Annotated in this window: 26 protein-coding genes and 2 tRNA genes; 10 read left to right on the forward strand and 18 right to left on the reverse strand. The window is 70.8% G+C overall.

Annotated elements, in window-relative coordinates; genetic code table 11:
* Positions 1-20: 20 nt before the first annotated feature.
* Positions 21-3,569, reverse strand: a complete 3,549-nt coding sequence (smc, locus tag AC3ANN_RS09615; protein WP_488340746.1) for a chromosome segregation protein SMC — start codon at positions 3,567-3,569, stop codon at positions 21-23.
* A 518-nt stretch (positions 3,570-4,087) separates the two neighbouring features.
* On the opposite strand from smc, the gene AC3ANN_RS09620 reads away from it, so the two are divergent.
* The 3 genes from AC3ANN_RS09620 (at position 4,088) to AC3ANN_RS09630 (ending at position 6,625) form a co-directional block, all read left to right on the forward strand.
* Positions 4,088-4,366: a hypothetical protein gene (locus AC3ANN_RS09620; RefSeq protein ID WP_488340747.1), complete on the forward strand. Its 279-nt coding sequence runs from the start codon at positions 4,088-4,090 to the stop codon at positions 4,364-4,366.
* Positions 4,367-4,449: 83 nt separating this feature from the next.
* Positions 4,450-5,532, forward strand: coding sequence for a GNAT family N-acetyltransferase (locus AC3ANN_RS09625; protein ID WP_488340748.1), 1,083 nt, complete (start codon positions 4,450-4,452; stop codon positions 5,530-5,532).
* Positions 5,525-6,625 (forward strand): GNAT family N-acetyltransferase, encoded by a 1,101-nt coding sequence (locus AC3ANN_RS09630; protein ID WP_488340749.1) that lies wholly within the window; start codon positions 5,525-5,527, stop codon positions 6,623-6,625. The genes AC3ANN_RS09625 and AC3ANN_RS09630 overlap by 8 nt, the downstream gene beginning before the upstream one ends.
* A gap of 19 nt (positions 6,626-6,644) precedes the next feature.
* On the opposite strand, the gene mutM is transcribed toward AC3ANN_RS09630, so the two are convergent.
* The 6 genes from mutM to AC3ANN_RS09660 form a co-directional block, all read right to left on the reverse strand.
* Positions 6,645-7,553, reverse strand: coding sequence for a bifunctional DNA-formamidopyrimidine glycosylase/DNA-(apurinic or apyrimidinic site) lyase (gene mutM, locus AC3ANN_RS09635; RefSeq protein ID WP_488340750.1), 909 nt, complete (start codon positions 7,551-7,553; stop codon positions 6,645-6,647).
* A complete protein-coding gene (rnc, locus tag AC3ANN_RS09640) occupies positions 7,546-8,247 on the reverse strand; it encodes a ribonuclease III (protein ID WP_488340751.1) in 702 nt (233 codons plus the stop codon). The genes mutM and rnc overlap by 8 nt, the downstream gene beginning before the upstream one ends.
* Before the next feature lie 16 nt (positions 8,248-8,263).
* Positions 8,264-8,473: a 50S ribosomal protein L32 gene (gene rpmF, locus AC3ANN_RS09645; RefSeq protein ID WP_127818873.1), complete on the reverse strand. Its 210-nt coding sequence runs from the start codon at positions 8,471-8,473 to the stop codon at positions 8,264-8,266.
* A gap of 32 nt (positions 8,474-8,505) precedes the next feature.
* Positions 8,506-8,988, reverse strand: coding sequence for a YceD family protein (locus AC3ANN_RS09650; RefSeq protein WP_488340752.1), 483 nt, complete (start codon positions 8,986-8,988; stop codon positions 8,506-8,508).
* Positions 8,989-9,117: 129 nt separating this feature from the next.
* Positions 9,118-9,615: a pantetheine-phosphate adenylyltransferase gene (coaD, locus tag AC3ANN_RS09655; protein ID WP_488340753.1), complete on the reverse strand. Its 498-nt coding sequence runs from the start codon at positions 9,613-9,615 to the stop codon at positions 9,118-9,120.
* A 42-nt stretch (positions 9,616-9,657) separates the two neighbouring features.
* On the reverse strand, positions 9,658-11,820 hold the full coding sequence (locus tag AC3ANN_RS09660) for an ATP-dependent DNA helicase RecG (protein WP_488340754.1): 2,163 nt from the start codon (positions 11,818-11,820) through the stop codon (positions 9,658-9,660).
* Between the two features lie 44 nt (positions 11,821-11,864).
* Here AC3ANN_RS09660 and rsmD point away from each other — a divergent pair, with 44 nt between their 5' ends.
* Positions 11,865-12,440 (forward strand): 16S rRNA (guanine(966)-N(2))-methyltransferase RsmD, encoded by a 576-nt coding sequence (rsmD, locus tag AC3ANN_RS09665; RefSeq protein WP_488340755.1) that lies wholly within the window; start codon positions 11,865-11,867, stop codon positions 12,438-12,440.
* A 1-nt stretch (position 12,441) separates the two neighbouring features.
* Here rsmD and thiL read toward each other — a convergent pair whose 3' ends face one another.
* The gene (thiL, locus tag AC3ANN_RS09670) at positions 12,442-13,437 is read right to left on the reverse strand and encodes a thiamine-phosphate kinase (RefSeq protein ID WP_488340756.1); all 996 of its coding nucleotides are present in this window, start codon (positions 13,435-13,437) and stop codon (positions 12,442-12,444) included.
* Positions 13,438-13,491: 54 nt separating this feature from the next.
* On the opposite strand from thiL, the gene AC3ANN_RS09675 reads away from it, so the two are divergent.
* Positions 13,492-13,977: a DUF3515 family protein gene (locus AC3ANN_RS09675; protein WP_488340757.1), complete on the forward strand. Its 486-nt coding sequence runs from the start codon at positions 13,492-13,494 to the stop codon at positions 13,975-13,977.
* A 19-nt stretch (positions 13,978-13,996) separates the two neighbouring features.
* On the opposite strand, the gene AC3ANN_RS09680 is transcribed toward AC3ANN_RS09675, so the two are convergent.
* From AC3ANN_RS09680 to AC3ANN_RS09710, 7 genes are all read right to left on the reverse strand, one after another.
* Positions 13,997-15,091: a D-alanine--D-alanine ligase family protein gene (locus tag AC3ANN_RS09680; RefSeq protein ID WP_488340758.1), complete on the reverse strand. Its 1,095-nt coding sequence runs from the start codon at positions 15,089-15,091 to the stop codon at positions 13,997-13,999.
* A complete protein-coding gene (locus tag AC3ANN_RS09685; protein WP_488340759.1) occupies positions 14,991-16,127 on the reverse strand; it encodes an NAD(P)H-dependent glycerol-3-phosphate dehydrogenase in 1,137 nt (378 codons plus the stop codon). Before AC3ANN_RS09685 ends, AC3ANN_RS09680 begins: the two co-directional genes overlap by 101 nt.
* The gene (locus AC3ANN_RS09690) at positions 16,117-16,866 is read right to left on the reverse strand and encodes a lysophospholipid acyltransferase family protein (protein WP_488340811.1); all 750 of its coding nucleotides are present in this window, start codon (positions 16,864-16,866) and stop codon (positions 16,117-16,119) included. Before AC3ANN_RS09690 ends, AC3ANN_RS09685 begins: the two co-directional genes overlap by 11 nt.
* Positions 16,867-16,888: 22 nt before the next feature.
* A complete protein-coding gene (gene murA / locus AC3ANN_RS09695; RefSeq protein ID WP_488340760.1) occupies positions 16,889-18,271 on the reverse strand; it encodes a UDP-N-acetylglucosamine 1-carboxyvinyltransferase in 1,383 nt (460 codons plus the stop codon).
* A gap of 72 nt (positions 18,272-18,343) precedes the next feature.
* Positions 18,344-18,940 (reverse strand): 3-isopropylmalate dehydratase small subunit, encoded by a 597-nt coding sequence (leuD, locus tag AC3ANN_RS09700; RefSeq protein WP_488340761.1) that lies wholly within the window; start codon positions 18,938-18,940, stop codon positions 18,344-18,346.
* Position 18,941: 1 nt separating this feature from the next.
* Positions 18,942-20,408 carry a 3-isopropylmalate dehydratase large subunit gene (leuC, locus tag AC3ANN_RS09705; RefSeq protein WP_488340762.1) on the reverse strand — a complete coding sequence of 489 codons (1,467 nt, stop codon included), beginning with the start codon at positions 20,406-20,408 and terminating at the stop codon, positions 18,942-18,944.
* Positions 20,409-20,651: 243 nt separating this feature from the next.
* Positions 20,652-21,683: a TerC family protein gene (locus AC3ANN_RS09710; RefSeq protein WP_488340763.1), complete on the reverse strand. Its 1,032-nt coding sequence runs from the start codon at positions 21,681-21,683 to the stop codon at positions 20,652-20,654.
* A 259-nt stretch (positions 21,684-21,942) separates the two neighbouring features.
* On the opposite strand from AC3ANN_RS09710, the gene AC3ANN_RS09715 reads away from it, so the two are divergent.
* The 4 genes from AC3ANN_RS09715 to AC3ANN_RS09730 are packed head-to-tail and all read left to right on the forward strand — an operon-like array spanning position 21,943 to position 24,506.
* A complete protein-coding gene (locus AC3ANN_RS09715) occupies positions 21,943-22,512 on the forward strand; it encodes an RNA polymerase sigma factor (protein ID WP_488340764.1) in 570 nt (189 codons plus the stop codon).
* Positions 22,509-23,750, forward strand: a complete 1,242-nt coding sequence (locus AC3ANN_RS09720) for a DUF4349 domain-containing protein (RefSeq protein WP_488340765.1) — start codon at positions 22,509-22,511, stop codon at positions 23,748-23,750. The genes AC3ANN_RS09715 and AC3ANN_RS09720 overlap by 4 nt, the downstream gene beginning before the upstream one ends.
* Before the next feature lie 34 nt (positions 23,751-23,784).
* Positions 23,785-24,147 carry a YidH family protein gene (locus tag AC3ANN_RS09725; RefSeq protein ID WP_488340766.1) on the forward strand — a complete coding sequence of 121 codons (363 nt, stop codon included), beginning with the start codon at positions 23,785-23,787 and terminating at the stop codon, positions 24,145-24,147.
* A complete protein-coding gene (locus AC3ANN_RS09730) occupies positions 24,144-24,506 on the forward strand; it encodes a DUF202 domain-containing protein (RefSeq protein WP_488340767.1) in 363 nt (120 codons plus the stop codon). The genes AC3ANN_RS09725 and AC3ANN_RS09730 overlap by 4 nt, the downstream gene beginning before the upstream one ends.
* Positions 24,507-24,555: 49 nt before the next feature.
* Here the strand turns inward: AC3ANN_RS09730 and AC3ANN_RS09735 are convergent.
* Positions 24,556-24,628, reverse strand: a tRNA-Glu gene (locus tag AC3ANN_RS09735).
* Between the two features lie 41 nt (positions 24,629-24,669).
* Positions 24,670-24,745: transfer RNA gene (locus AC3ANN_RS09740), tRNA-Glu, on the reverse strand.
* A gap of 106 nt (positions 24,746-24,851) precedes the next feature.
* On the opposite strand from AC3ANN_RS09740, the gene AC3ANN_RS09745 reads away from it, so the two are divergent.
* On the forward strand, positions 24,852-25,490 hold the full coding sequence (locus AC3ANN_RS09745) for an MBL fold metallo-hydrolase (protein WP_488340768.1): 639 nt from the start codon (positions 24,852-24,854) through the stop codon (positions 25,488-25,490).
* 69 nt (positions 25,491-25,559) lie between these two features.
* Here AC3ANN_RS09745 and AC3ANN_RS09750 read toward each other — a convergent pair whose 3' ends face one another.
* Positions 25,560-25,829, reverse strand: coding sequence for an HPr family phosphocarrier protein (locus AC3ANN_RS09750; protein WP_488340769.1), 270 nt, complete (start codon positions 25,827-25,829; stop codon positions 25,560-25,562).
* Positions 25,830-25,865: the final 36 nt, after the last annotated feature.

A 25,865-nucleotide genomic window follows, 5' to 3' on the forward strand; every position in this document is an offset into this window, starting at 1 on the left:
GGATCCAGCCTACGGTTCGGTCAGCTTGCCGCACGCTCGACGATCCGCTGGCCGACGACAGCCGACACGCCGTCCTGTCGCATCGAGACGCCGTAGAGGGCATCGGCGATCTCCATGGTGCGCTTCTGGTGCGTGATGACGATCAGCTGGCTCGACTCGCGGAGCTGCTCGAACACGCCGAGCAGCCGGCCGAGGTTCGCGTCGTCGAGCGCGGCCTCGACCTCGTCGAGGATGTAGAACGGGCTCGGCCGTGCCTTGAAGATCGCGGTGAGGAGCGCCACTGCGGCGAGCGATCGCTCCCCACCGGACAGCAGTGACAGCCGCTCGATCTTCTTGCCGACCGGACGCACGCTGACCTCGATGCCCGTGGTGAGCGGGGAGTCCGGGTCGGTCAGCGCGATCGATCCGGTGCCGCCGGGGAAGAGGATCGGGAACACCTCGCCGAACGCCGTCTTCGTGTCTTCGAACGCGGCCAGGAAGATCTCCTGCATGCGCTCGTCGAGCTCCTCGATGATCGTGAGGAGGTCCTTGCGCGTCTGCGTGAGATCGGCGAGCTGCTCGGTCATGAACTTGTGCCGCTGCTCGAGCGCCTCGAACTCCTCGAGCGCGAGCGGATTCACGCGGCCGAGCTGACCGAGCTTGCGCTCGGCCTCCTGCAGTCGTCGCCGTTGCTGCGCACGGTCGTAGGGAACGGATGCCGGCTCCGCGGCCTCGTCCGGATCGTCCGCGCCATCGGCGGCCGTCTCGACGGGAACAGGCTGATCGGGACCATATTCCGATACAAGAATGTTCTCGTCCAGGCCCAGCTCCGACTGCACGCGCTCCAGCAGACCGGTGGCGTGGAGCCGCTTTTCGTGGATCTGGAGCTCGAGCGTGTGCACACTCTCCGTCAGGCCCGCGAGCCGCTCGCGCACCGCCGCTTCCTGCACGCGCAGCTCGGAGAGCTCGGTCGTGAGGGCGGCGCGCTCCGACTCGGCGGCCGACAGCTCGGCGCGGGCCTGTGCCAGCGAGCGGTCGACGGAGTCGATGACCGCCGGGAGATGTCCAGCCACCCCGGCCGCGATCTCGCGCTGCGCCCGACGAACGACGGCGCGGCGCGCAGCCTCGGCCGCAGCTTCCCGCTCACGCTCCCGCTGTCGCTCCAGCGCGACGACGCGAGCCTCTCCCGCGCGAATCCTCTCACGCAGGGTCTCGACGTCCAGGCGCGACCGCATCTCGGCGTCGCGCGCCTGGTCGAGTGCGGCCAGCATGCCCTCGCGGGCCGAGGCGTCGAGGATGGGTCTCGGCGCCTCGAGTGCCGCGGTGAGCTGCTCCTCGGCAACGCGGGCGGATGCCTCCGCGTCCGCCACCGCCGTCTCGGCCTGCGCGAGCCCCGCGGCCAGGCGATCGCACTCGGCGACCGCGGCCTCATGACGAACGGTGGCCCGGTTGACCTGCTCCGCGTGTGCGGCCAGCGCCGCATCGTGCTCGCGGAGAGTCGCGAGGGCGGCCTTGGTGCGCTGGCGCGCCGACTCGAGATCGCGCGCCGCATCCGAGAGCGCGTCACGCAGCGAGTCCACGACGACGGCGATCTCGTCGCGGCGATCCGCCGCGGCATCCCGTTCAGCGGCGAGTTCGAGACGTGAGCGGGAGGCGCCCGCGCCCGCGCGCAAGGAGTGCCCGGTGTAGACCTCGCCCGCACGCGTGACGATCGTGAGGGGCCCGCCGCCCCCCGCGTCCGCGAGGGCGGGACCGGCGCCGCGGACGGCGTCCAGGTCGTCGGCGACGACGACGTACGACAGCAGCCCGAGCACTCCCTCGGGCGCGGTGACGACGTCGCGTGCCGGCACGATACCGGGCACTCGCGCGAACCGAGTCCGCGTCGCCTCGGATGCCGCGATGACGATGTCGACGACGCCGGCATCGCCGCCCCGGAGATCGTCGGCCAGCGCGAAGGCGGCTGCGGGGTCGTCGACCAGCACACCTTCGGCGACGGGACCGAGCACGGCCGCGATCGCCGCCTCGTACCCGCTCTTCACCTGCACCGCATCGCCGACGAGCCCGCGTACGCCGGCGCGGCCCTCGGAGATCAGCGCCGAGGCGCCGTTCTTCACGTCCAGCGCGCGGCTCAGTGCCGCCGTCTGCGCGATCAGCGCCTCGCGCTCGCGCTCCGCGGCGTGGAGTCGTTCACGGAGCGAGGCGACGTTCGACTCCGCCTCCGTCGCCTCGCGCTGGGCGCGCTCGTACGCGGCGGCGTGATCCGCCGACGATGCCTCGGGCACGAGGTCCGGGTCGACGCCGGCGAGGATCTCCTCGGCTTCGGCGCGGCGCGCGACGGCCGCGTCCAGCGCCTTCTGCTGCCGCTCGACGGCGGTGCGCACGGCGGCGAGCGCCGAAGCGGCGGCCTCGGCGGTGCCGCGGAGCGCCGTGATGCGCATGTCGTGCTCCGACACGAGGGCGCTCTGAGCGGCGATGTCGGCGTCGAGCGCGTCGAGTTCGGCCCGCGCACGGATCACGTCGCGCGCTGCCTCGGCCGCGGCATCCTGCGCCTCACCCAAGCCGTCGCCGATCGTGCCGATCTCGGCACGCGCCTCGTCGATCATCGCCTGCGACACCGTGGTGAGCTCGATACGCTCCTCGTCCTCGGCCTCGCCGAGGAGCGCGAGGCGCTGGCCTGCGAGTGCGTACAGGCTTCGCAGCCGCTCCTGCACGCGCTCGAGTGAATGGGTGACACGGCGCGCACGGTCCACGGACTCGGAGCGCTGGTCGTTCTCGAGCTGCTCGATGCGGACGCGCGCGTTGTCGAGCCGCTCCTGCAGCACCATCCGCTCCGCGTGGCGCTCGTGCTCGCTCTGCGCGTACGAGGCGAGCTCGGCACGCAGAGCGACGATCTCGTCCGCGAACAGCCGGGCCTTGGCATCGCGGACCACCGCCGCGATGGTCGCGGCCTCGCGCGCGATCTCAGCCTGTCGGCCGAGGGGCTTGAGCTGCCGGCGGAGTTCGCCCGCGAGATCGCTCAGTCGGGTCAGATTCGCCTCCATCGCCTCGAGCTTGCGGAGGGTCTTCTCCTTGCGCCGCCGGTGCTTGAGGATCCCCGCCGCCTCCTCGATGAAGCCACGGCGGTCCTCGGGCGTCGCCTGCAGGACGCTGTCGAGGCGTCCTTGACCGACGATGACGTGCATCTCGCGGCCGAGACCCGAATCGCTCAGGAGCTCCTGCACGTCGAGCAGTCGGCACGTCTCGCCGTTGATCGCGTACTCGCTGGTGCCGTTGCGGAACAGCGTCCGGCTGATCGTGACCTCGGAGTACTCGATGGGCAGCGCGCCGTCGCTGTTGTCGATGGTCAGCTGCACCTCGGCGCGACCGAGCGGCCCGCGGGTCGCGGTGCCGGCGAAGATGACGTCCTCCATCTTGCCGCCGCGAAGCGTCTTGGCCCCCTGCTCGCCCATCACCCAGGCCAGCGCGTCGACGACATTCGACTTGCCGGACCCGTTGGGACCGACGATGCAGGTCACTCCGGGTTCGAGCGCGAACGTCGTCGGCTGGGCGAACGACTTGAACCCTTTGAGCGTCACGCTCTTCAGGTGCATTTATGCGCCCTCCACCCGGTCGATTACCCGCCTACGCTACCCGAGGTCGCGCCCGCTCCTGGGAAGGCGAGCCGGAGCGCGACCGGATGCCGCGACACGCCCGTCGTCACCCGAATCTGCGAAAACGCTTGACGCCGGTCTCAGGATCGCGCTACTGTCACTCTTCGCGTCTGAAGTCGAGAAAGGAGGTCCCCGATGATGCACATGAACACCACTGGAATCGCCGCCGCAGGCGGAGCGATTCGTCCGTGCGCGCTGGGGACCCTCTCCTTCGGCGCCACGCTGAGCGGCCGTTTCCCCGCCGCCATCTGACCCGCGCAGGGGAGGACTCTGCCCGTCTTCGGGCAGCCTCGCTTCGCGCCGCTCCGGTTCCCGGACGCCGTCCCTTCTGAGGACGCCGCCCTCGAGCGACCGGCCAGCCGCGCCTCCCTGCCTCCGACCCGTCGTGCTGCGGCACGACATCTCCGCCCCGGGTGCCCGCCCGCGGCATCCCTCACCCATCCGGAAAGAGAACAACCATGAACACCCTTCTCGCGCCGCAGCGCCGCGACGAGCCGTATCAACGTGACGACCTCGTGTCGGACACGCTGCGACTCTCGAGCCGCGACACGCGCACTACGCTCCTCGACCGCGTCGCACTCCACGTGGGCCTCCGCCTGCTGCTGTGGAGCACGCGAAACCCGCGGCTCGCGGACGACCGCCACCGGCACGCGCACGCGCGCCGGCACCACGAGGCGAATGCGCAGAGCGCACGAGCCCACCTGCGCGAGGCACTCCTGCTCGCGCCCCGCCAGTGATCGCCGACGGGTCCGTCACCCGGCCTCCGGGTGACGGGCCCGCCCGATCCGCCGCTCACTCCGACTCTGAAGGACGCACCGACATGAAGACGCTCACCGGTATCGAGATCCGCCCTCTCGTGATCCCGGACTCCATCGACTCGCCCGACGCCGCGGACTTCGCCGAGATGACGCGCGTGCGCAACGCCATCTACCGCGAGATCTCGGGTCACGACGACCACCGCATCGAAGCCGACGAGCTTCTCCCCCACTATCGTCCGACCGCATACGAGCAACGCCTGGCGTGGGTGATCCTCGACAATGGAGCGATCGTCGGCCGCGTCGGACTCGACCTGCCGAAGGAGAAGGGCTCGAAGGTCGCATTCTGGCTCATCGAGCTGCTCCGCGACACGTGGGGACGCGGCATCGGCACCGCCGCATACGAGCTGGTCGAGCGCACCGCGCGCGAGAACGGCCGTTCCGTGCTGCAGGCGTGGGCGGAGCATCCCGCCGCGCCCGGGCCGCGGCTCGCCCCGCCGACCGGATTCGGCGAGATCCCGCGGGATCACGTCGCGCGATTCTTCCTGCGCCACGGCTACGCGCTCGAGCAGGTCGAGCGCAACAGCGCCTTCGACCTCACCGGATCGTTCGACGGCGTCGAGCGACTGCTCGTGGAGGCCCGCGCGGCGTCCGCCGACTACCGGATCGTGCAATGGTCCGCGCCGACGCCACCCGAGTTCGTCGACGGCTACGCCTGGATGAAGTCGCGCATGTCGACGGACGCCCCGTCCGCCGCCCTCGAGTTCGACGAGGAGACCTGGGACGCCGGCCGCATCGCCGAGCACGACGCGCGGTACACCGACAGCGGGCGCACGCTGCAGGTCACGGCCGCGCAGCACATCGCCACCGGCACGCTGTGCGCCTTCAACGAGCTCGTCATCGGCAAGGACCGCACCGGGGCGACGCATCAGGAGGACACGCTGGTGCTCAAGGAGCACAGGGGCCACAAGCTCGGGACCCTCGTCAAATGCGCCGCGCTGCTGTCGTGGCGCGAGGTCGCCCCGCAGTCCCCGCGTGTGATCACGTACAACGCGGAGGAGAATCGCCCGATGCTCGACATCAACGAGGCGATCGGATTCGCGCCCATCGCATACGAGGGCGCATGGAAGAAGGTGCTCGATGACTGATCTCGCACACGCCGGAGTGCTCACCGTCCAGCGCGTCGCCGTGCCGGAGTCGCTCGCGTCGCCTGACGCGCGCGTCTTCCTGGAGCTGGTCCGCATCGCCAACGCGGTGTGCCGCCACGACGCCGGTCACGACTACCTGGACCAGGAGCCGGAGGAGGTGCTCGGCTTCTGGCAGGACCAGTCCGACTGGAGCCACGTCGGCTTCGCGGTGCTCCGCGACGCCGAGGTCCTGGGCGTCGTGCAGCTCACGATCTCGAACGAGCCCAGCGCCACCGCGGTGGAGTTCGACCTCATGGTCGATCCGCCGCACTGGGGCATCGGCGTCGAGCAGCTGCTGCTCGCCGAGGTCGAGCGGGAGGCCCGCGAGCGCGGACTGTCGACGATCCAGACGTGGACGCTCCATCGCCCCGGCACGCCGGGCGACCGGCTGAGCCCGTCCACCGGCTGGGGCGCGATCCCGGCGGACGACCGGCAGACGGTGTTCCAGGTGACGAATGGATTCACGCTCGAGCAGGTCGAGCGCAACAGCGTGTTCGACCTCACCGGTGACTTGCAGGTCGTCGAGCGCATGCTCGCCGACGCGGTCGCAGCCGCCGGTCCCGACTACCGGCAGATCGCCTGGACCGCACCGACGCCGCCCGAGTACGTGGACGGCTTCGCGTACGCGCTGTCCCGCATGTCGACCGACGCGCCGCAGGGCGGACTCGTCGTCGACGAGCAGCACTGGGACGCGGCCCGCGTGCAGCGGCGCGACGCCCGCCAGCGGGCGCAGGGGCTCACGGTCTCTGTCGCGGCGGTGCTCCACGAGCCCACCGGCACGATCGCCGCCTACAACGAGCTCGTTATCGCAGAGGACCACGGGGGCGCCACGCAGCAGTTCGGCACCCTCGTGCTGAAGGAGCATCGCGGGCACCGCCTCGGCACGATCGTCAAGTGCGCGAACCTGCTTCGATGGCGGCGGCTCGTGCCCGAGTCGCCACGCGTGTCCACGTTCAACGCCGAGGAGAACCGACACATGCTCGACATCAACGAGGCGATCGGGTTCGTCCCCGCCTCGTACGCGGGCGCCTGGAAGAAGACCCTCGATGCGTGAGCCGGCGGATGCCGTGGACTCAGGTCCGGGGCGATCGCTGGCAGCGCGGGCAGAAGTGGCTCGAGCGGTTCGTGAACGACACGCGCACGATCGGACGGCCGCATCGGGGGCAGGGCTCTCCGGTGCGGCCGTACGCGTTGAGCGAGTGGGCGAAGTAGCCCGCCTGGCCGTTCACGTTGACGTATTGCGCGTCGAAGCTGGTGCCGCCCTCGGCCAGCGCCTTCTCGAGCACGTGGCGCACCTCCCCGAGCAGTCGTCCGACGGCACGGGTCGACAGCAGTCGCGCCGGGGTCTCGGGGTGGATGCGCGCGGCCCACAGCGACTCGTCGGCGTAGATGTTGCCGATCCCGCTCGCGACGGTCTGGTCGAGCAGCACGCGCTTGATCGCGGAGTCCTTGCGCGCGAGCGCTCTGCGGAATCCGGCATCGGAGAAGGCGGGATCGAGCGGGTCGCGGGCGATGTGCGCGACCTGTGAGGGAACGGATGCCTCGGCGATGCCGAAGCCGCCGGGTGCGCCGTCGGATGTCGGCACGAGGCGGTCGAGTGCCAGGGATCCGAAGGTGCGCTGGTCCGCGAAGACGATCGTCAGCTCGCCGTGGTGCGGATGCGCGATGTCGAACCGCACGCGCTCGTGGCGTTCGGGCGCGGCGCCAGGAGCGCGCAGCAGCAGCTGGCCGCTCATGCCGAGGTGCCCCACGACCGCCTCGGACGGGTCGCCGCCCGACTCGATCGGCAGCCACAGGAACTTGCCGCGGCGACCCGCGCCCCGGATGATCCGCCCGGTGAGGGCAGCCTCGAAATGAGCGCCGTCGCCGGAATGCCGCGTCAGCGCACGCTCGTCGAGGACGGCGACCCCTGTCACTGTCGCGCCCGTGACGGCCGGGGCGAGGCCGGCGCGGACGACCTCGACTTCGGGGAGCTCAGGCACGCCCGCTGAGCTCGCGCCAGGCGGTGAGGGCGGCCGCCATCTCGGCGTGCTTCTTGCTGGTGCCCGTGCCGTCCGCCGAGAGGTCGCCGATCAGGACGGTCGCCGTGAACCTCCGGTCGTGATCCGGACCGGTCGAGGTCACCGAGTACACCGGCGGCTCGAGGCCACCGCGTGCGGCGATCTCCTGCAGCGCCGTCTTCGGGTCCATCGCGGCGCCGTAGCGCTCGGGATCCGCGAGGAGCGGCTCGACGAGCCGCAGCACGAGGCCGGTCGCGGCATCCGGCCCCACCGAGAGGTAGGCGGCGCCGATGATGGCCTCCATCGTGTCGGCGAGGATCGAATCCTTGTCGCGGCCGCCGGTGAGGTCTTCGCCTCGACCGAGCAGGAGGTGCTCGCCGAGGCCGATGCCGCGGGCGATCTCGGCCAGGGCCACCGTCGACACGACACTCGCGCGACGCTTAGCGAGGGCGCCTTCGTCGAGGTCGGGATGCCCCGTGAACAGGCGCACGGTCACGGCGAGTCCGAGCACCGAGTCGCCGAGGAACTCGAGGCGCTCGTTGTGCGGGCCCTGCCCGTTCTCGTACGCCCATGAGCGATGCGTGAGTGCGAGCGACAGAAGCTCGGGGTCGATCTCGACCCCGAGCTTCTGCGTGAGCTCTGCGAGCGCGGTGCGCTCGGCAGCGACGTCGGTCACGTCAGGTGCGCGACGATCAGACGTCGGCGACCTTGCGGCCCTTGTACTCGAGGAACAGCTCGGTGCCCTGCGAGTCGGTGACGACCTTCGCCTGGTGCGGGCGGCTGTAGACGACCTTGCCGTTCTCGACGGTCTTGACGAGCGTGGGGGCCTCGGCCTTCCACTGCGCGCGACGCGAGCGCGTGTTGGAACGGGAGACCTTCCGCTTCGGGGGGTTGCCTGCCATAGCTTGCTCTCTTCTGTGTTCTCGACGCCGGTTCAGCCGCGGGAGCGCGGTGTTTCGTCGTCGTGGCTCGTGGTGAAGTCCTGGAGCGCAGCCCATCGTGGATCGAGGGGCTCTCGCTGCTCTGACCCGGCGCTCTCGGTCAGCCGCTCGCCCGTGGCCGGATCGAGGCCGGGGCAATCCGGCTGACACACCGGCTGAAACGGAAGCGCCAGGACGACAGCTTCCCTGACCAGAGTTTCAAGATCCACGTGGTCGTCTTGAACCTCGAAGTCAGTTTCTTCGTCCCCAGGATACGCGAAAAGCTCCTGAAACTCGACTTGGAGCCCCTGGGCGATGTCGGTGAGGCACCGGCTGCAGACGCCGGTGTACTCGGTGTCGACCTCGCCGGACACCAGGATGCCCTCGTGGACCGACTCCAGTCGGACGTCGACGGCGAGCTCCTCCCCCTCGTCGACGGCGACCAGTCCCTCGCCCCACTTCGCGGGGGCCGGGATCTCGAGCGAGTGCTCGCGCATCTCGCCGGGGCGATGCACGAGGTCCCGGACGGGAAGGACGAACGGACCCGTCACATGCTTTCTCACCACGAGAACCCATCGTAGCCGCGCTGGGTGATCCGGGCGCCGGCCGTGACGCCGGGAAGCGCGTCAGATGCCGCGCGCGCCGGTGTCGAGGAACCGCGCGACCGCGGGCGGAACGAACGGCGAGACGTCGCCGCCGAGGGAGGCGACCTGCCGCACCAGCGAGCTGGACACGAGAGCGTGCGCCGGGTCGGGAAGCAGGAACACGGTCTCGATGTGCGCGAGGTGGCGGTTGACAATCGCCATCGGCGTCTCGTACGCGACGTCGATCTGCGAACGGATCCCCTTCACGAGCACGCTCGCACCGACGTCGGTCGCGTAGTCCACGAGGAGTCCCATGCTCCACGAGGCCACGACGACCTCGCCGTCGATGTCGCTCTCGGCGATCGACTGCTCGAGGAGCGACTGGCGCTGCGCGATAGGCAGCATCGCCTCCTTGCCCGGGTTGTGGACCACGAGCACGTGGAGCTGGTCGTACAGCGCCGCCGCTCGACGAATGACATCGAGATGACCGAGGGTCGGCGGATCGAACGATCCCGGGACGACGGCGATCCGGCTGCTCATGCGACCAGCCTACTGGGCGTGCCCAGGGTGCCCTGGCGCACGTCAGTTCTTGGCGAGGGCGGCGCGCTCGGCCATGCCCACGCTGCGTTCGAGGGCGGCAGCCAGGCCGGGATGCCGATCGAGCGCCGGGTCGTCGGCGAGCACGTGCTCTGCGGCCATGCGCGCCTCGGCGATGATGTCGGCGTCCTTCACGACGCGCAGCAGCCGCAGCGACGACCGCGCCCCGGACTGCGCGTCGCCGAGCACGTCTCCCTCACCGCGCAGCTCGAGATCGACCTCGGCCAGCGCGAACCCGTCGAGCGTCGCAGCCACCGCGTCCACCCGCGCTCGGGCCGGGCTTCCGGGCGGCGCCTCGGTGACGAGGAGACAGAGCCCGGGGACTCCCCCGCGCCCGACCCGGCCGCGCAGCTGATGCAGCTGTGACACTCCGAAGCGGTCCGCCTCGAGGATGGCAATGGTCGATGCGTTCGGCACGTCGACGCCCACCTCGACGACCGTCGTGGCGACGAGCACGTCGACCTCGCCCCGCGCGAACGCCTGCATGACGGCATCCTTCTCATCCGAGGGCATCTTGCCGTGCAGGATCTGCACCCGGATGCTCTCGAACGACGGATGCCGCGACAGCAGGTCCGCGACCTGGACGACGCCCCACCGGGTGCGAGGCGCCTCGCCGCCGGTGTCGCCCGCCGGCTCGTCGGCGGTGTCGTCCTTCGAGAGAGCCTCCGCGTCGATCGCCGCGCACACGACGAACGCCTGCCGCCCCTTGCCGATCTCCTCGGCGATCCGCTCCCACACGCGTCCGAACCAGCCGGGGCGTTCCGCCAGCGGCGCGACGAACGTCTCGATCCCGGCCCGCCCGGCCGGCATCGTGCGGATCGTCGACACGTCGAGGTCGCCGAACACCGTCATCGCGACGGTGCGCGGGATCGGCGTCGCGGTGAGGACGAGGGCGTGGGGCGACGAGCCCTTCGCGCGGAGCGACTCGCGCTGGTCGACGCCGAAGCGATGCTGCTCGTCGACGACGACGAGTCCGAGGTCCGCGAACGTCGTGCTCTCGCTCAGCAGCGCGTGCGTGCCCACCACGATGCGCGCCTGTCCGGAGGCCGCGCGCAGCGCGGCCTTGCGGCGCTCGGCGGCGGGGAGCTGCCCGGTGAGGAGCGTCGGCATGAGCTCCGGCGCGAGCTGCGGCCCCAGCATCCGTGCGATCGAGCGCAGATGCTGAGCAGCGAGCACCTCGGTGGGGGCGATGAGCGCGGATTGGCCGCCGTCCTGCGCGACCTGCAGCATCGCCCGCAGCGCGACGAGCGTCTTGCCCGAGCCCACCTCGCCCTGCACGAGGCGGTTCATCGGCCAGTCGCCCTGCAGATCGCGCTCGATCTCTTCCCCGACGCTCAGCTGGTCGGGCGTGCGCGGGAACGGCAGCGCCGCGTCGAAGCGCTCGAGAAGCGAACCCGGGATGCGCTTGGTGGCCGACAGGGCGCGCACGAACGCCCTCTGCTGCAGGAGCGCCGCCTGGAGGACGAACGCCTCCTGCATGCGCAGCGTCGCGCGCGCGGGCTCGATCTCTTCGAAGAACGCCGGCCGGTGGATGCGCTCGACGGCATCGCGCGCCGGGAGGAGCGCGTGCCGCGCGCGGAGGTCGTCGGGCAGGGGCTCGGGCACGTCGCCGAGTCCGTCCAGCACCAACTCCACGATCTTCTGAAGCTGCCAGCTCGCCACGGTGCTGGTCGCCGGATAGATCGGGATGGGGAGGTTCGCGTTCGCCTCCGCCGTCATGCGGGCCGTCTCCTCGTCGGCGAACAGCTCGTAGTCGGGATGCGCCAGCTGCTTGGTGCCGCGGTACTCCCCCACCTTGCCGGCGAAGATGCCGCGGCGCCCGGGGTTGAGGTCCTTCACGCGCCACGTCTGGTTGAAGAACGTCAGCGACAGGTCGCCATGGCCGTCGCTGATGACGACCTCGAGGATCGCGCCGTTGCGGTTCTTCATGCGCCGCTCGTTCACGCGCCGGACCTCGGCGACGATCGTGACCGCCTCGCCGACGGGCAGCGACGAGATCGGCGTGAGCTCGCCGCGCCGGGCGTACCGGCGCGGGTAGTGCGCCAGCAGATCGCCGACGGTCGTCATGCCGAACGCCCGCTCGAGAGCCGCCGCCGTCTTGCCGCCGATCGCGCCGCCCAGCCGCGAGTCGAGGGTGAAGGACGCCATGGCTTCGAGGTTAGCGCGGACGGCCGACGGACTATCGTGAGGGGGTGACGCGCATCATCGCGGGCCGCGCCGGCTCCCTCGTGATCGACGTGCCGGACGCCGGCACCCGGCCCACGAGCGACCGCGTGCGGGAGTCACTGTTCGGTGCGCTCGAGGCCGCCGACGCGCTGCGCGGCGCCGCGGTGCTCGACCTGTACGCCGGCTCCGGCGCGCTCGCCCTGGAGGCCGTGAGCCGCGGTGCGGCGTCCGCCGACCTCGTCGAGAAGTCCCCGCGCGCGGCATCCGTCGCCCAGCGCAACGCCGGACGGGTCGCCAAGGCCCTCGCAGCGGACGCCGTGATCAGGGTCCACCGCAGCTCGGCAGACGCGTTCCTGCGCGCGAGCGGTGCGACATTCGATCTCGTCTTCCTCGATCCGCCCTACGACGTCGGCGAGGCGGAGCTCTCGTCGACGCTCGCCCTGCTCGTCCCCCGACTCGCGGAGGGCGCGGATGTCGTCATCGAGCGTGCGTCGCGCTCCCCCGAGCCGGCGCTGCCGGCCGGGCTCACGCCCACGAGGTCGAAGCGCTACGGCGACACCGCGCTGTGGTGGGCGATCGCCGACGGCACCGCCGCGCGCTGATTCAGCCGGTGTGCTCGTCCCAGTCGCGGTACGGGTCCCAGCCGGGGCGTCCGGAATGCGGAAGGCCGTCGACGAGCACTCCGTGCTCACCGCGCTCCTGGACCGTTCCGATCCGGTGGAAGCCGTGCGGAAGAGCCCGCGCCGGCGGGAAGGTCGCCAGCAGCGCATGATCCTCGCCCCCGGTGAGGGCCGACGCCGGGTCGTCTCCGAGCAGTGCGGACTCGATCGACAGCGTGACGCCGGATGCCTCGGCGAGGCGCGTCGCGTCCAGCACGAGCCCGTCCGACACATCCATCATCGCGGTGGCGCCGGAGTCCGCCGCCACCGGGCCCAGGGCGACCGGCGGCGACGGCCGCAGCTGCGCGGCGAGGTCGTCGCGCTCGCCGGGAGTGAGCCGGCGCTCGTCCAGCGGCACAGGCCGGCCCTCGGCATCCGTGAACCGCTCGAAGAGCACCCGCAGGCCGCGGCCGGCGCGTCCGAGCGGACCCGCGACGGCGACGGCGTCGCCCACGCGCGCCCCGGAGCGCAGCACAGGCACGCGGCCCGCGAGGGCGCCCAGAGCCGTCACGGCGAGGGTGAGCGTGTCCGACACGGTGAGATCGCCGCCCTCGACGGCGCATCCCGGCGCGAGGTCCTCGCACGCGGTCCGGAGGCCGTCGGCGATCGCGGCCACGAACGACATCCGGGTGCTGTCGGGCATCGCCAATGCGACGAGGAGCGAGGTGGGCGTCGCGCCCATCGCAGCGATATCGGCGAGGTTGACTGCGGCGGCCTTGTAGCCGAGGTCGAACCCCGTCGACCAGGCCAGGCGGAAGTCCGGGCCGTGCACGAGCGTGTCGACGGTCGCGACGACTCGCCCGTCCGCTGCCGCGAGCACGGCGGCGTCGTCGCCCGGCCCGACCGGTGCCTGGGAGTCCCCGAGCCGATCGAGGATGCGCCGGAGGATCTCGCCTTCGCTCAGCTCTCCCACGGTCCGGTCGGCATGCTCGTCCACCACGCGTCCACGCTACCGTCGCGCAGGCCGCGGGCCGCGCCGGGTTAGCCTGGAGCCGTGCGCCTTCTCCCCTCCGCAGCCGTCGCCGCCCTCGTGCTCGTCGCGTCGGCAGGGCTCGCCGGGTGCACCGCCACGATCGACGTCGAGCCTGCCGAGGGAGCGAACGACCCCGCATGCGCCGAGGTCACTGTCCGGCTCCCGGACTACATCGCCGACCAGCCGCGGCGCTGGACCGACGCGCAGGCGTCCGGAGCGTGGGGCGACCCCTCCGCGGTGCTGCTGCGGTGCGGCGTCACCCCGCCCGGGCCCACCGAGGCGCGCTGCATCACCCTCGGCGGCGTCGACTGGATCGTCGACGAGAGCCGCGCGCCCAACTACCTCGTCACGACCTACGGCCGCGTCCCCGCCGTCGAGGTCTTCATCGACAACGAGCTCGTCTCGCCCAACGACGTGCTGACCGAACTCGGCGAACGGGTCGTCGGCGTCGCCACGACGGCCGAGGGCGCGTGCACGCTGACCGAGACGCTCCTGCCCGAGGGCTGACCTCCCCGCTCGCGGCTGGCTAGGCCTTCGCGCGATCGAGCGCCGTGTCGACGAGCTCCGTGATGAGCTCCGGGTAGGTCATCCCGGAGGCGATCCAGCACTTCGGGAACATCGAGATCGGCGTGAATCCGGGCATCGTGTTGAGCTCGTTGACGTACAGCCCGTCGTCGGTGAAGAAGAAGTCCACCCGCGCGAGACCGCGTCCGTCGACCGCTTCGAATGCACGGATGCCGAGCTCCTGGATCGCCGCGATGTCGGTGTCGGCGAGATCCGCCGGGCACACCACCTCGGCGCCGTCGCCGCCGAGGTACTTGCCCTCGAAATCGTAGAACTCGCGCGTCGTCAGCACGATCTCGCCCGGGAGCGATGCCCGGGCCCGCGCGCCGTCGCGTCCCTCGAGGATGGCGATCTCGACCTCGCGGCCCACGATCGCGGACTCGATCAGCACCTTGTCGTCCTCGGCGAACGCGACCGCGAGCGCCGCGTCGAGCTCCGACGCGTCATGGACCTTCGACACCCCCACGCTCGACCCCGCGCGTGCAGGCTTGACGAATGCGGGTTCACCGAGGGTCGCGGCATCCGCTCGCACGCCCTCCGGGTCGCGCTCCCACCGCGCGCGCGTCACGGTGACCCACGGCGCGACCGGCACGCCGGCGGCCTCGAGCACGATCTTCATGAAGTGCTTGTCCATGCACAGCGCCGAGTCGAGCACGCCGCCACCCGCGTACGGGATGCCGAGCATGTCGAAGAACCCCTGGACGGTGCCGTCCTCGCCGTGCACGCCGTGCAGGATGGGCAGCACGACGTCGAGCTCGCCGAGGTCGTCGACCGTCCCGTCCGCGCGGCGTGCGCGCAGAGTGCGGTCGGAGCCGCCCTCGGGCCACAGCACCCGCGTGCCGTTGTCGACCACCTCGGGGAGGCGCTCGGCGTCCAGCGCGAACTTGTCGGGGTCGTCGTCCTCCAGGACGAACACGCCGTCGCGCGTGATCCCCACGGGGATCACGCGATAGCGGTCACGATCGATCGCCCGCAGCACCCCGCCCGCCGTTGCGGAACTGATCGAGTGCTCGCTGGATCGACCGCCAAAGAGCACCGCCACCGCCGGCTTGTCCATTCTGCGTCCTCTCGCCCTTCGGGGTGTCATCGTCTGTCGTCAGGTGCGGGGCGATGTCCTTCGGATCCATCGTCCCGTCCAGGACCATCTTCACCTGCTCGACGATCGGCATCTCGACGCCGACCTCGCGCGCGAGCTGCAGGATCGGCGCGACCGATGCCAGGCCCTCGGCGGTCTGGTTCATCTGCTTGACGACGTCGTCGAAGCGATATCCCTGACCGAGCAGTCGCCCGGCGGTGTTGTTGCGGCTCAGCGGCGACTGGCACGTCGCGATGAGGTCGCCGAGCCCGGCGAGGCCTTGAAGCGTCTCGGGGTGAGCGCCGAACGCGACCGCGAAGTCCGTCATCTCGACGAGCCCGCGCGTGATGATCGAGGCCTTGGTGTTCTCGCCGTAGCCGACGCCGTCGACGATGCCGATCGCGACGGCGATCAGGTTCTTGAGCACGCCGCCGAACTCGGTGCCGATGACGTCGGTGTTCACGAACGTGCGGAAGTACTGGTTGCGCGCCCGGCGCGCCACGGCGTCGGCGGTCTCCTGGCTGGTCGACGAGATCACCGCGGCGGTCGGCTGCTCGCGGGCGATCTCGAGGGCGAGGTTCGGCCCCGAGGCGACGGCGATGCGCGCGGGGTCGCAGTGCAGCTCCTGCTCGATCACCTGGCTCATGCGCAGTCCGGTTCGCCGCTCGACGCCCTTCATGAGCGACACGATCGGCGCCTCCGTGCGCGCGACCAGCGGGCGGATCGCCTTGAGGTTCTGACGCACCGCCTGACTCGGGATCGACAGGTAGATCTGCTCTGCGCCCTCGAGGGCATCGGAGAGGTGGTGCGTCGCGTGCATGCCACGGGGCAGGTTGATGCCAGGGAGGTACTCACTGTTGCGCTTGGCCTCCTGGATCTCGCTCGCGAGCTCCGGGCGGCGCGCCCACATCGTCACGTGGGCTCCGCCGTCGGCGAGGATCTTGCCGAACGTCGTCCCCCAGCTACCCGCTCCGATCACCGCAACGCGCGGGCGGCCGGCATCCTGTCTACGACTCAAGGCGCCCCGTCTCCTTCTGGCCGTGGTCGGCGGGATTCCAGCGCTCGGCCGGAGCCGGCTCGCCGCGCACCTGCGACAGCAGCCCCGCGATGTCGGCCATGACCTTGTCGGTGGCCGCGGCGAGGTTGCCCGCCTGACCCTCCTTCTGGAATGCCGACAGGTCGACCGGGTCGCCGAAGAGCACCGTCACGCGCCGGCGCAGCGGCCACAGACGCAGCTTGCCGTAGCGGGGCATCACCTGCTGGACGCCCCATTGCGCCATCGGGATGACCGGGATGCCGGCGGCCAGCGCCAGGCGGACGGCACCGGTCTTGCCGCGCATCGGCCACAGTTCGGGCTCTCGCGTGAGCGACCCCTCGGGGTACACGATCACGCCCCGCCCGAGTCGCACGAGCGTCTCGGAGGTGTCGAGCGTCTGCCGCGCGGACGAGGCCGACGACGACCGCGCCACCGGGACCATGCCGGTGCTGCGGAGGATCCATCCGAGCACGGGGACGCGGAACAGGCTCTCCTTCGCCATGAACCGCGGTGCGCGGCCGGCCCGCCACACGGCGAGGGCGACCGCGAGCGGGTCGGCCTCGGAGTAGTGGTTCGGCGCCAGCACGTACGCGCCTTCGCGCGGCAGCTTCTCAGCGCCCCGGATCTCGAGCTTGAACAGCAGCGCGATGAGCGGAACGGCGACGGCCGCGAGCGGCCAGAACACACTCGGCCTGGTCTTCTCCCGGGAAGCCCGCGGCATCGGCGACGAGGGACTCACCGGGTCATCCGATGACGTCGAAATCGGCGCCGAGCGTCTCGAGCTTGGTGAGGAACTTCTCGTACCCGCGACGGATGATCCCGATGTTGCGGACGACGGACTCGCCCTCGGCCGCGAGAGCGGCGATCACGTAGCTGTAGCCGCCGCGGAGGTCCGGCACGACGACGTCGGCTCCGTGCAGCGGCGTGGGCCCGTTGATGACCGCTGCCTGCTCGAGCGCGCGACGGGCGACGCGGCGATTCGGCGCGTCGATGCCGTGCGGGTGCACGACGATGTCCGCCCCCATCTGGTTCAGCGCGTGCGTGAACCCGAGGCGGTTCTCGTAGACCGTCTCGTGGACCACGGACTGCCCCTCCGCCTGGGTCAGCGCGACGATGAGCGGCTGCTGCCAGTCCGTCATGAAGCCCGGGTGCACGTCGGTCTCGACGCTCACGGGCTTGAGCGCCTCGCCGCGTCGGAACTGGATGCCGTCCTCGCGGACGTCGAACCACCCGCCCGCCTTGCGGAAGACGTTGAGGAACGTCAGCATCTCCTGCTGACGAGCGCCGCCGACGAAGATGTCGCCGTCGGTCGCGAGTGCAGCGCATGCCCACGACGCCGCCTCGTTGCGGTCGAAGATCGCGCGGTGGTCGTAGCCGCGCAGGGTCTCGACGCCCTCGATGAGGATGACGCGGTTGGGCTCGTACGAGATGATCGCGCCCATCTTCTGCAGCACCGCGATGAGATCCATGATCTCGGGCTCGATGGCGGCGCCGCGGAGCTCGGTGGTGCCCTTCGCGCGCACGGCGGTGAGCAGCACCTGCTCGGTCGCGCCGACGCTCGGGTACGGCAGCTCGATGTTGGCGCCATGCAGGCCGTTGGGCGCGGTGATGCGGATGCCCTCGTAGCTCTTGTCGACCACAGCGCCGAACGCGCGCAGCGCGTCCATGTGGAAGTTGATCGGGCGGTCGCCGATGCGGCATCCGCCGAGGTCGGGGATCAGGGCCTCGCCGAGAAGGTGCAGGAGCGGTCCGCAGAACAGGATCGGGATGCGGGATGCCCCGGCATGGGCGTCGATCTCTTCGAAGTGCGCGGCGACCGCACCGCTCGGGTCGAGGTGGAGCGTGCCCTCCTCCTCGCCGTCCTCGACGCGCACGCCGTGGACCTCGAGGAGCGATCGGACGACCTGGACGTCGCTGATGTCGGGGACGTCGCGCAGCGTACTCGACGTCTCGCCGAGAAGGGCGGCCACCATGGCCTTCGTGACCAGGTTCTTCGCGCCCTTGACCTCGACACGGCCGGTCAGGGGGCGTCCGCCCCGGATCGCGAGGATCTCTCCAGCCACTTCCTTCTCTCCCGGTTTCGGGGTCGCGGTCTCACCCGCGGCGACGTTCAGAAGCGACTTCATCCGGTTGTCCTCACTTGGTTCATCGAGGGGCTTGCGGGGGGACGGGCGCCAGGATGCGGCGCCCGGCCCGACTCACGGAACAGGAAGCGTCCGCGGCCGCCACGCCTCTCGGCGCGCCTCGAACTGCGCGATCTTGTCTGCCTCGCGCAGCGTCAGCCCGATGTCGTCGAGCCCTTCGAGAAGCCGCCACCTAGTGTAATCGTCGATCTCGAAAGGGACCTGGAGCGCGCCGACGGTCGCCGTGCGGGCCTCGAGGTCGACGGTCATCGAGACGCCGGGGTCGGCCTCGAGAGCCGCCCAGATCGCTTCGACGTCGGACTCCGAGACGACCCCGGTGAGCAGGCCCTGCTTGCCCGCGTTGCCGCGGAAGATGTCGGCGAACTTGGCGCTCAGCACGACGGTGAAGCCGAAGTCGCGCAGCGCCCACACGGCGTGCTCACGGCTCGAGCCGGTGCCGAAATCGGGACCGGCGACCAGGATGCTGGCGCCGGCGTACGCGGGCTGGTTCAGGACGAAGTCCGGGTCCTGGCGCCAGTTGGCGAACAGGGCGTCCTCGAAGCCGGTCTTGGTGACGCGCTTGAGGTAGACGGCCGGGATGATCTGGTCGGTGTCGACGGCCGAGCGCTTGAGCGGCGCGGCGATGCCGGTGTGGGTCGTGAACTTCTCCATGTCAGGCCTCCGTCCCGATCAGAGCGGGCAGATCGCTGGGGCTCGCGAGGCGTCCGAGCACGGCCGTCGCGGCCGCCACGAGGGGCGACACCAGGTGCGTGCGTCCGCCCTTGCCCTGGCGTCCCTCGAAGTTGCGGTTGCTGGTCGAAGCGCAGCGCTCCCCCGGCGCGAGCTGATCCGGGTTCATGCCCAGGCACATCGAGCAGCCCGCGAAGCGCCACTCCGCTCCGAACTCCTGGAAAACCTTGTCGAGGCCCTCGGCCTCGGCCTCCAAACGCACTCGCGCAGACCCCGGCACCACCATGACCCGGACGCCGTCGGCCTTCCTGCGTCCGGCGATCACCGACGCGAACGCCCGCAGGTCCTCGATGCGGCTGTTGGTGCACGATCCCATGAAGACGGCATCCACCGCGACGTCCTTGAGCGGCGTGCCCGGTGCGAGGTCCATGTACTCGAGCGCACGCTCGGCCGCGGCTCGCTCGTTCGGGTCGGCGAAGTCCTCGGGCGACGGCACGACGTCGTTCAGCGACACGCCCTGACCGGGATTGGTCCCCCATGTCACGAACGGCTCCAGCTCGTTCGCGTCGAGGAACACCTCCGCGTCGTACACCGCGCCCTCGTCGCTGGGCAGCGTGCGCCAGTACGCGACCGCATCGTCCCAGTCCTGGCCCTTCGGAGCGTGCGGGCGTCCCTCGAGGTAGGCGAACGTCGTCTCGTCGGGCGCGACCATGCCGGCGCGGGCGCCCGCCTCGATCGACATGTTGCACATCGTCATGCGGCCCTCCATCGAGAGCGCGCGGATCGCGCTGCCCCGGAACTCCAGGACGTAGCCCTGGCCGCCGTTGGTGCCGATCTTCGCGATGACAGCGAGGATGATGTCCTTCGCGGTGACGCCGGCCTTGAGCTCGCCCTCGACGGTGATCGCCATCGTCTTGAACGGCTTCAGCGGCAGCGTCTGGGTCGCCAGGACGTGCTCGACCTCGCTCGTGCCGATGCCGAACGCCATGGCGCCGAACGCGCCGTGCGTCGAGGTGTGGGAGTCGCCGCAGACCACCGTGATGCCCGGCATGGTCAGCCCGAGCTGCGGACCCACGACGTGGACGATCCCCTGCTCCTTGTCGCCGAGCGAGTGCAGGCGGACGCCGAACTCCTCGGCGTTGCGCCGCAGCGTCTCAATCTGCGTGCGGCTGGTGAGGTCGGCGATCGGCTTGTCGATGTCGAGCGTCGGGGTGTTGTGGTCCTCGGTGGCGATCGTGAGGTCGAGGCGCCGCACCGGGCGACCTTCCGCGCGCAGGCCGTCGAAGGCCTGCGGGCTCGTCACCTCGTGCACGAGGTGGAGGTCGATGTAGATCAGGTCGGGCTGGCCGTTCTCGCCCTTGACGACCACGTGGTCGTCCCACACCTTCTCGGCGAGCGTCCGCGGACGGTCGGGGATGCCGGCGATCGGGGATGCGTCGGTCGTGCTCATGTGCTCTGTCGTTCTCCTCGGAATGGGGGCTTCGCCCGCCGTTGATCGGGCCCGCGACGAAACTCCGCGACGAGGGAGGCCTGGAACTAGGACTCGTCGCGGCCGCTAAGGAGGAGGCGAGCGATCCGCACGAGGTTAGGTTACCACCGGCCCGCCGGGCACCGGCTCGGAGCCGTCACCTGCGGACACGACCGCGGAGCGGGCTCGCGCCCGCCCCGCGGTGGTCCCAGCACTGCGGGCCGGTCAGTCCTGACGCTCGATCGCAGCCGCGGCCGCGGCATCCGTCGCCTCCCGGCGCTTGTCGCGCGCGGACGCGATGAGGCTCGCGACCGTCGCCACCGTCATCGCGACGATGATCACGCCCAGCGACATCCACGTCGAGATCTCGGGAGCCCACTCGATGTGCTCGCCCCCGTTGATGAACGGCAGCTCGTTGACGTGCATCGCGTGGAAGACGAGCTTCACGCCGATGAAGGCGAGGATGAACGCGATGCCGTAGTGGAGGTAGCGCAGCCGGTCGAGCAGGTCGCCCAGCAGGAAGTACAGCTGGCGCAGGCCCATGAGGGCGAAGAGGTTCGCGGTGAAGACGATGAACGGGCTCTGGGTGATGCCGAAGATCGCCGGGATCGAGTCGATCGCGAACAGCAGGTCCGTCACGCCGATCGCGGCGAAGACGATGATCATCGGCGTCCACATCTTCTTGCCGTCGACGACGGTGCGGAGCTTGGCGCCGTCGTAGCCGTCGCTGATGTCGATCGTGCGGCGCAGCACCCGCACGATGAAGGCCTCCTGCTTGACCTCGTCGTCGTGCTCACCGCCGGGGAACGCCTGGCGGATCGCCGTCCAGACCAGGAACGCGCCGAAGATGTAGAAGACCCAGCTCCACTGCTCGATGATGGCGGCGCCGAGCAGGATGAAGATGCCGCGCAGCACGAGCGCGATGATGATGCCCACCATCAGCACCTCCTGCTGGTACCGGCGCGGCACCGCGAACTGCGTCATGATCAGCACGAACACGAAGAGGTTGTCGATCGACAGGCTGTACTCGGTCAGCCAGCCCGCGACGAACTGCCCCGCGTACTCGCCTCCGGCGATGACCCACATGAGCCCGGCGAAGAGGAGCGCGAGCGTCACGTAGAACACGACCCACAGGGTCGACTCCCTGGTCGACGGGATGTGGGGGCGCTTGAGGATGAGAAGCAGATCGCCCACGAGGATGAGCGAGAGGATCACGAGGGATCCGATTTCGAACCACAGGGGAAGCGTGAGGTCCATTCAGGGCCTTTCGGGAGGAACGAGGGGTCGGTCGATGCCGAAAGTCTCTCCCCGCGGCCGGACCGGTCCGGTCGTTCCGCGTCGCACACCCGGGGTCGCTCTGTCGGGACCCGTGATGACGGATGCGCGCAGTCGGGATACTCCCTCTCGCTCGTTCAGGATACAGGCTGCCGATACCGTGACCGCGCGTGTCGAGACGATCGGGGCGCTGCGGACACCATCAGTGTGAGAGACAATTCGAAGCGAGCGGAGGATGGGCATGGCACAAGACCACCCGCGCGGCGAGTCATCGGGCGACGCCGCGCTCGTGGCCCTCGCGGCCGGCGGGAGCGAGCACGCGTTCCGCACGCTGTACCGCGCCTACGTCCGTCCCGTCTACTGGCTCGCGCACGGCCTCGTCGGCAATCCGGCCGACGCCGAGGAGGTGACGCAGGAGACCTTCCTGGTCGCCTGGCGGAAGCTCCCGGGCCTCGACCTGGCGGGCGACTCGCTGCTCCCATGGCTCGCGACGGTGTGCCGCTTCCAGTCGGCCAATCGCATCCGCAGGCAGAAGCGCGACCGCGAGCACACCGCGGGCACGGCGGACGAGAACCTCGTCGCGACCGTGGACGTCGAGCAGCAGGTGATCGACGGCGCCCTCGCCGAGGCGATCCTGCGCGAGGTCGAGGGTCTCGGCGAGCTCGACCGCGCGATCTTCCGGCTGTGCGCGACCGAGGGCTATGCCTACCAGGCCGCCGCCGACGAGCTCGGCGTCGCCCACGGCGTCGTCCGCAATCGTCTCTCCCGCATCCGCACGCGACTGCGGACCGTCGTGAAGGAGAGCACATGAGCACGCAGCACCCGGAGCCGGCGACGCCGGTGACCCTTCCCGAACTCTCGCGCGAACGCATCGACGAGATCGAGCAGACCCTGTTCTCCGAGATCGCCCGTGACCGCTCACGGCAGACGGCGCGGCGCGCGCGGCGCGGCCGCCTCTGGATCGCGGGCGGCGCCGCCGCCGCGGTCGTGGCCGTCGCCGCCGTCATCGCGCCCAGCGTCGGCTCGCTCGTGTCGGGGACGGGCGGCTCGAGCGACAGCTCGGCCGTCGCACCCGCGGCCCCCGCCGAGGAGGCCGGGGGCGGCATGGACTCCGGCGTGACGCTGGACTCGCGCGAGGCGGGCCCGGGGGTGGCCGAGCAGGAGGCCGCCGACCAGAGCGCGCCGGGAGAGGTCGCGGCCGACCGCGACATCATCACGACCGCGTCGGCGACCGTGTCGGTCGACGACGTCGAATCCGCCGCGCGTGCGATCGGCGACTCGGCGGTCGCCCACGGCGGCTACGTGGAGTCGATGAGCGTCGGCACCGACGGTGACGTGTACCCGGTCGATCCCATGACCGGCGGCGTCGTGGACTCCACCATGCCCTCCCCCTCCTCGCCGGACGGCGCGTGGGTCACCGTGCGGGTCCCCGCCGACCAGCTGCCGGCCGTCGTCGACGAGCTGGCGGACACGGGCGAGGTCACCGCGACCTCGATCAACCGGCAGGACGTCACGGAGCAGACGGTGGACCTCGAGGCGCGCATCGAGGCCGCGCAGGCGTCGGTCGATCGCCTCACCGCGCTGATGGCTCAGGCGGAGAGCGTCGCGGACCTCATCGCAGCGGAGTCCGCCCTGTCCGAGCGGCAGGCGATGCTCGAGTCGTACCAGCAGCAGCTCGAGATGCTCGAGAGCCAGGTCGCGATGTCGACGCTGACGGTCACGATCGTCCCCGAGGTCGAGACGGTCGAGGCGGACCCGGCCGGTTTCGCCGACGGGCTCGTCGCCGGATGGAACGCCCTCGTGGCGACCCTCAACGGGATCGTCGTGGCACTCGGGTTCCTGCTGCCGTGGCTCGTCGTCGCCGCCGTCGCGGCGCTCATCGTGTGGGGCATCGTGCGGCTCGTCCGCGCACGCCGCGCACGTCGAGCGGATGCCGAGGAGCGGGCCGAGGAGCGGGTCGAGGCTGCGCGCAGGCCGGCCGAGGCTCAGGGCGAGGCGCCGGCGGCGCCGGGGGCGGGCGCGGGGACCGTCGACGACGAGCGGAGATGAGAGCGGCTCCACACGGCGCCGATACTGTGGACCGGTGACGCGCACGAGATTCCCCCGGTCGGTCTACCGGACCGGAGCTGAGCCCGACGCGCGGTTCAGCCTCGCCAACGAACGCACGTTCCTCGCGTGGAACCGCACCGCACTGGCGCTGATCGCCGGTGGCGTCGCCCTCGAGGCGCTGGGCCTCGACCTGCAGCCGGGACTGCGCCTCACGGCATCCCTCATCCTCATCGCCGCGGGCGTCGTCGTGCCGGTCCTGGCGTGGTACGAGTGGGGCCGCACCGAGCGCGCGCTGCGCTCGGCGTCACCGCTCCCGGGTTCCACCACGAGCATCGCCCTGGCCGCGACGATCGTGCTGGTCGGAGCCCTCGTGCTGCTGGGCGTCGTGCTGCGATGAGCGAGCGCGGCGTGTTCGACCCCGGCCTCCAACCGGAGCGCACCGAGCTCGCGTGGCGCCGCACGGCGCTCGCGATCGGTGTCGGGTCGCTCATCGCGCTGCGGGTGCTCCCCGCCATCGCTCCCTCCCCCGAGCTGCAGCAGGCGTGGCTCGTGCCCGGCATCGTCGGGGTCGCCTTCGCGGTGCTGCTGTGGGTGCAAGCCAGAGCGCGTCACCTGCGGGTGAATCGCGCCCTCCTCGAGGACCGTGCGGATCGTCTCCCCGGCGCCGGGCTGCTCCTGGTGCTCACGGGTTTCGTGATCGGTTGCGGACTCCTCTCGGTCGTCGTGGTGCTGCTGCCGCTCTCGCTGCAGCCTTGACCGGACGACGAAGCCCCCGGTCCGAGGAGGACCGGGGGCTTGTTCCGTGTGACCCCAGCGGGATTCGAACCCGCGTTACCGCCGTGAGAGGGCGGCGTACTAGGCCGCTATACGATGGGGCCGTACAGCGATCACAGTGTGATGCTGCGCCTTGTTGCCTGACTGGTGACCCCAGCGGGATTCGAACCCGCGTTACCGCCGTGAGAGGGCGGCGTACTAGGCCGCTATACGATGGGGCCGTTCAGGCAACCGTTCGATTATGCCATGTCGCAGGGGGTCGCTCCAAATCGGCGACGCTCCGCCGGCGACCTTGCCGCCGTGCCCGGTGGGCGCTTGACTCGAGGCATGCGAGTCACCAAGTTCGAGCACGCCACCCTGACGCTCGTCGACTCCGGGAAGACGCTCGTGATCGATCCCGGATCGTTCACCGCGCCGCTCGGCGACCTCGACGACGTGGTCGCGATCGTGCTCACCCACCAGCATCCCGACCACTGGACTGCGGACCACCTGGACCGCCTGCTCGGCACCTTCCCCGGCACGCCGATCTTCGGCCCCGACGGCGTGGCGCAGGCCGCGGCCGGATACGACGTCACGGTCGTCCGTCCCGGCGACACGGTCGACGTCGACCCCTTCCACCTGGAGTTCTTCGGCGGACGGCACGCTGTGATCCACGAGTCCATCCCCGTCGTCGACAACGTCGGGGTGTTCGTCAACGACGAGTTCTACTACCCCGGCGACTCGTACGCGGTCCCCTCGGATCGCACCGTCTCGCTGCTGGCGGCGCCAGTGGGTGCCCCCTGGCTCAAGATCGGCGAGGCGATGGACTTCGTCCTCGCCGTCGCTCCGCGACGGGCGTTCGGCACGCACGACATGACGCTCTCGGTCGTCGGCCGCGACATGGGCCGCGCGCGCCTGCGATGGGCGACGGAGCAGGGCGGCGGCGAGTTCCTCGCGCTCGATCCGGGCGACGCGACCGACATGTGACGCCGGCGCGATGAGAGAAAGACGACGGATGCCGCGGCGGCTTCGACCCGCGGCATCCGTCGTCTCGTCTTACTCGGCGTCGAGATCCGTCTCGAGCAGGGCGACGAGCTCGTCGAGCGCCTGCTCGGCGCCGTCCCCCTCGGCCTTGAGAGTCACGACCGTGCCCTGCGACGCTCCCAGCCCCATGAGCGACAGGATGCTGCCGGCGTTGAGGTCGGGGCCGCCCTCCACGGCGATCGTGACCGGCACGGGCTGGGACTGCACCGCCTGCACGAACAGTTTCGCGGGGCGGGCGTGCAGCCCCGAGCTGCTCGCGATGGTCGCCTGACGTTGTGCCATCTTCTTCTCTCTCCTTCTCGGATCGCAGACGCTGTG

This window comes from Microbacterium sp. STRO-2N (assembly GCF_057747775.1).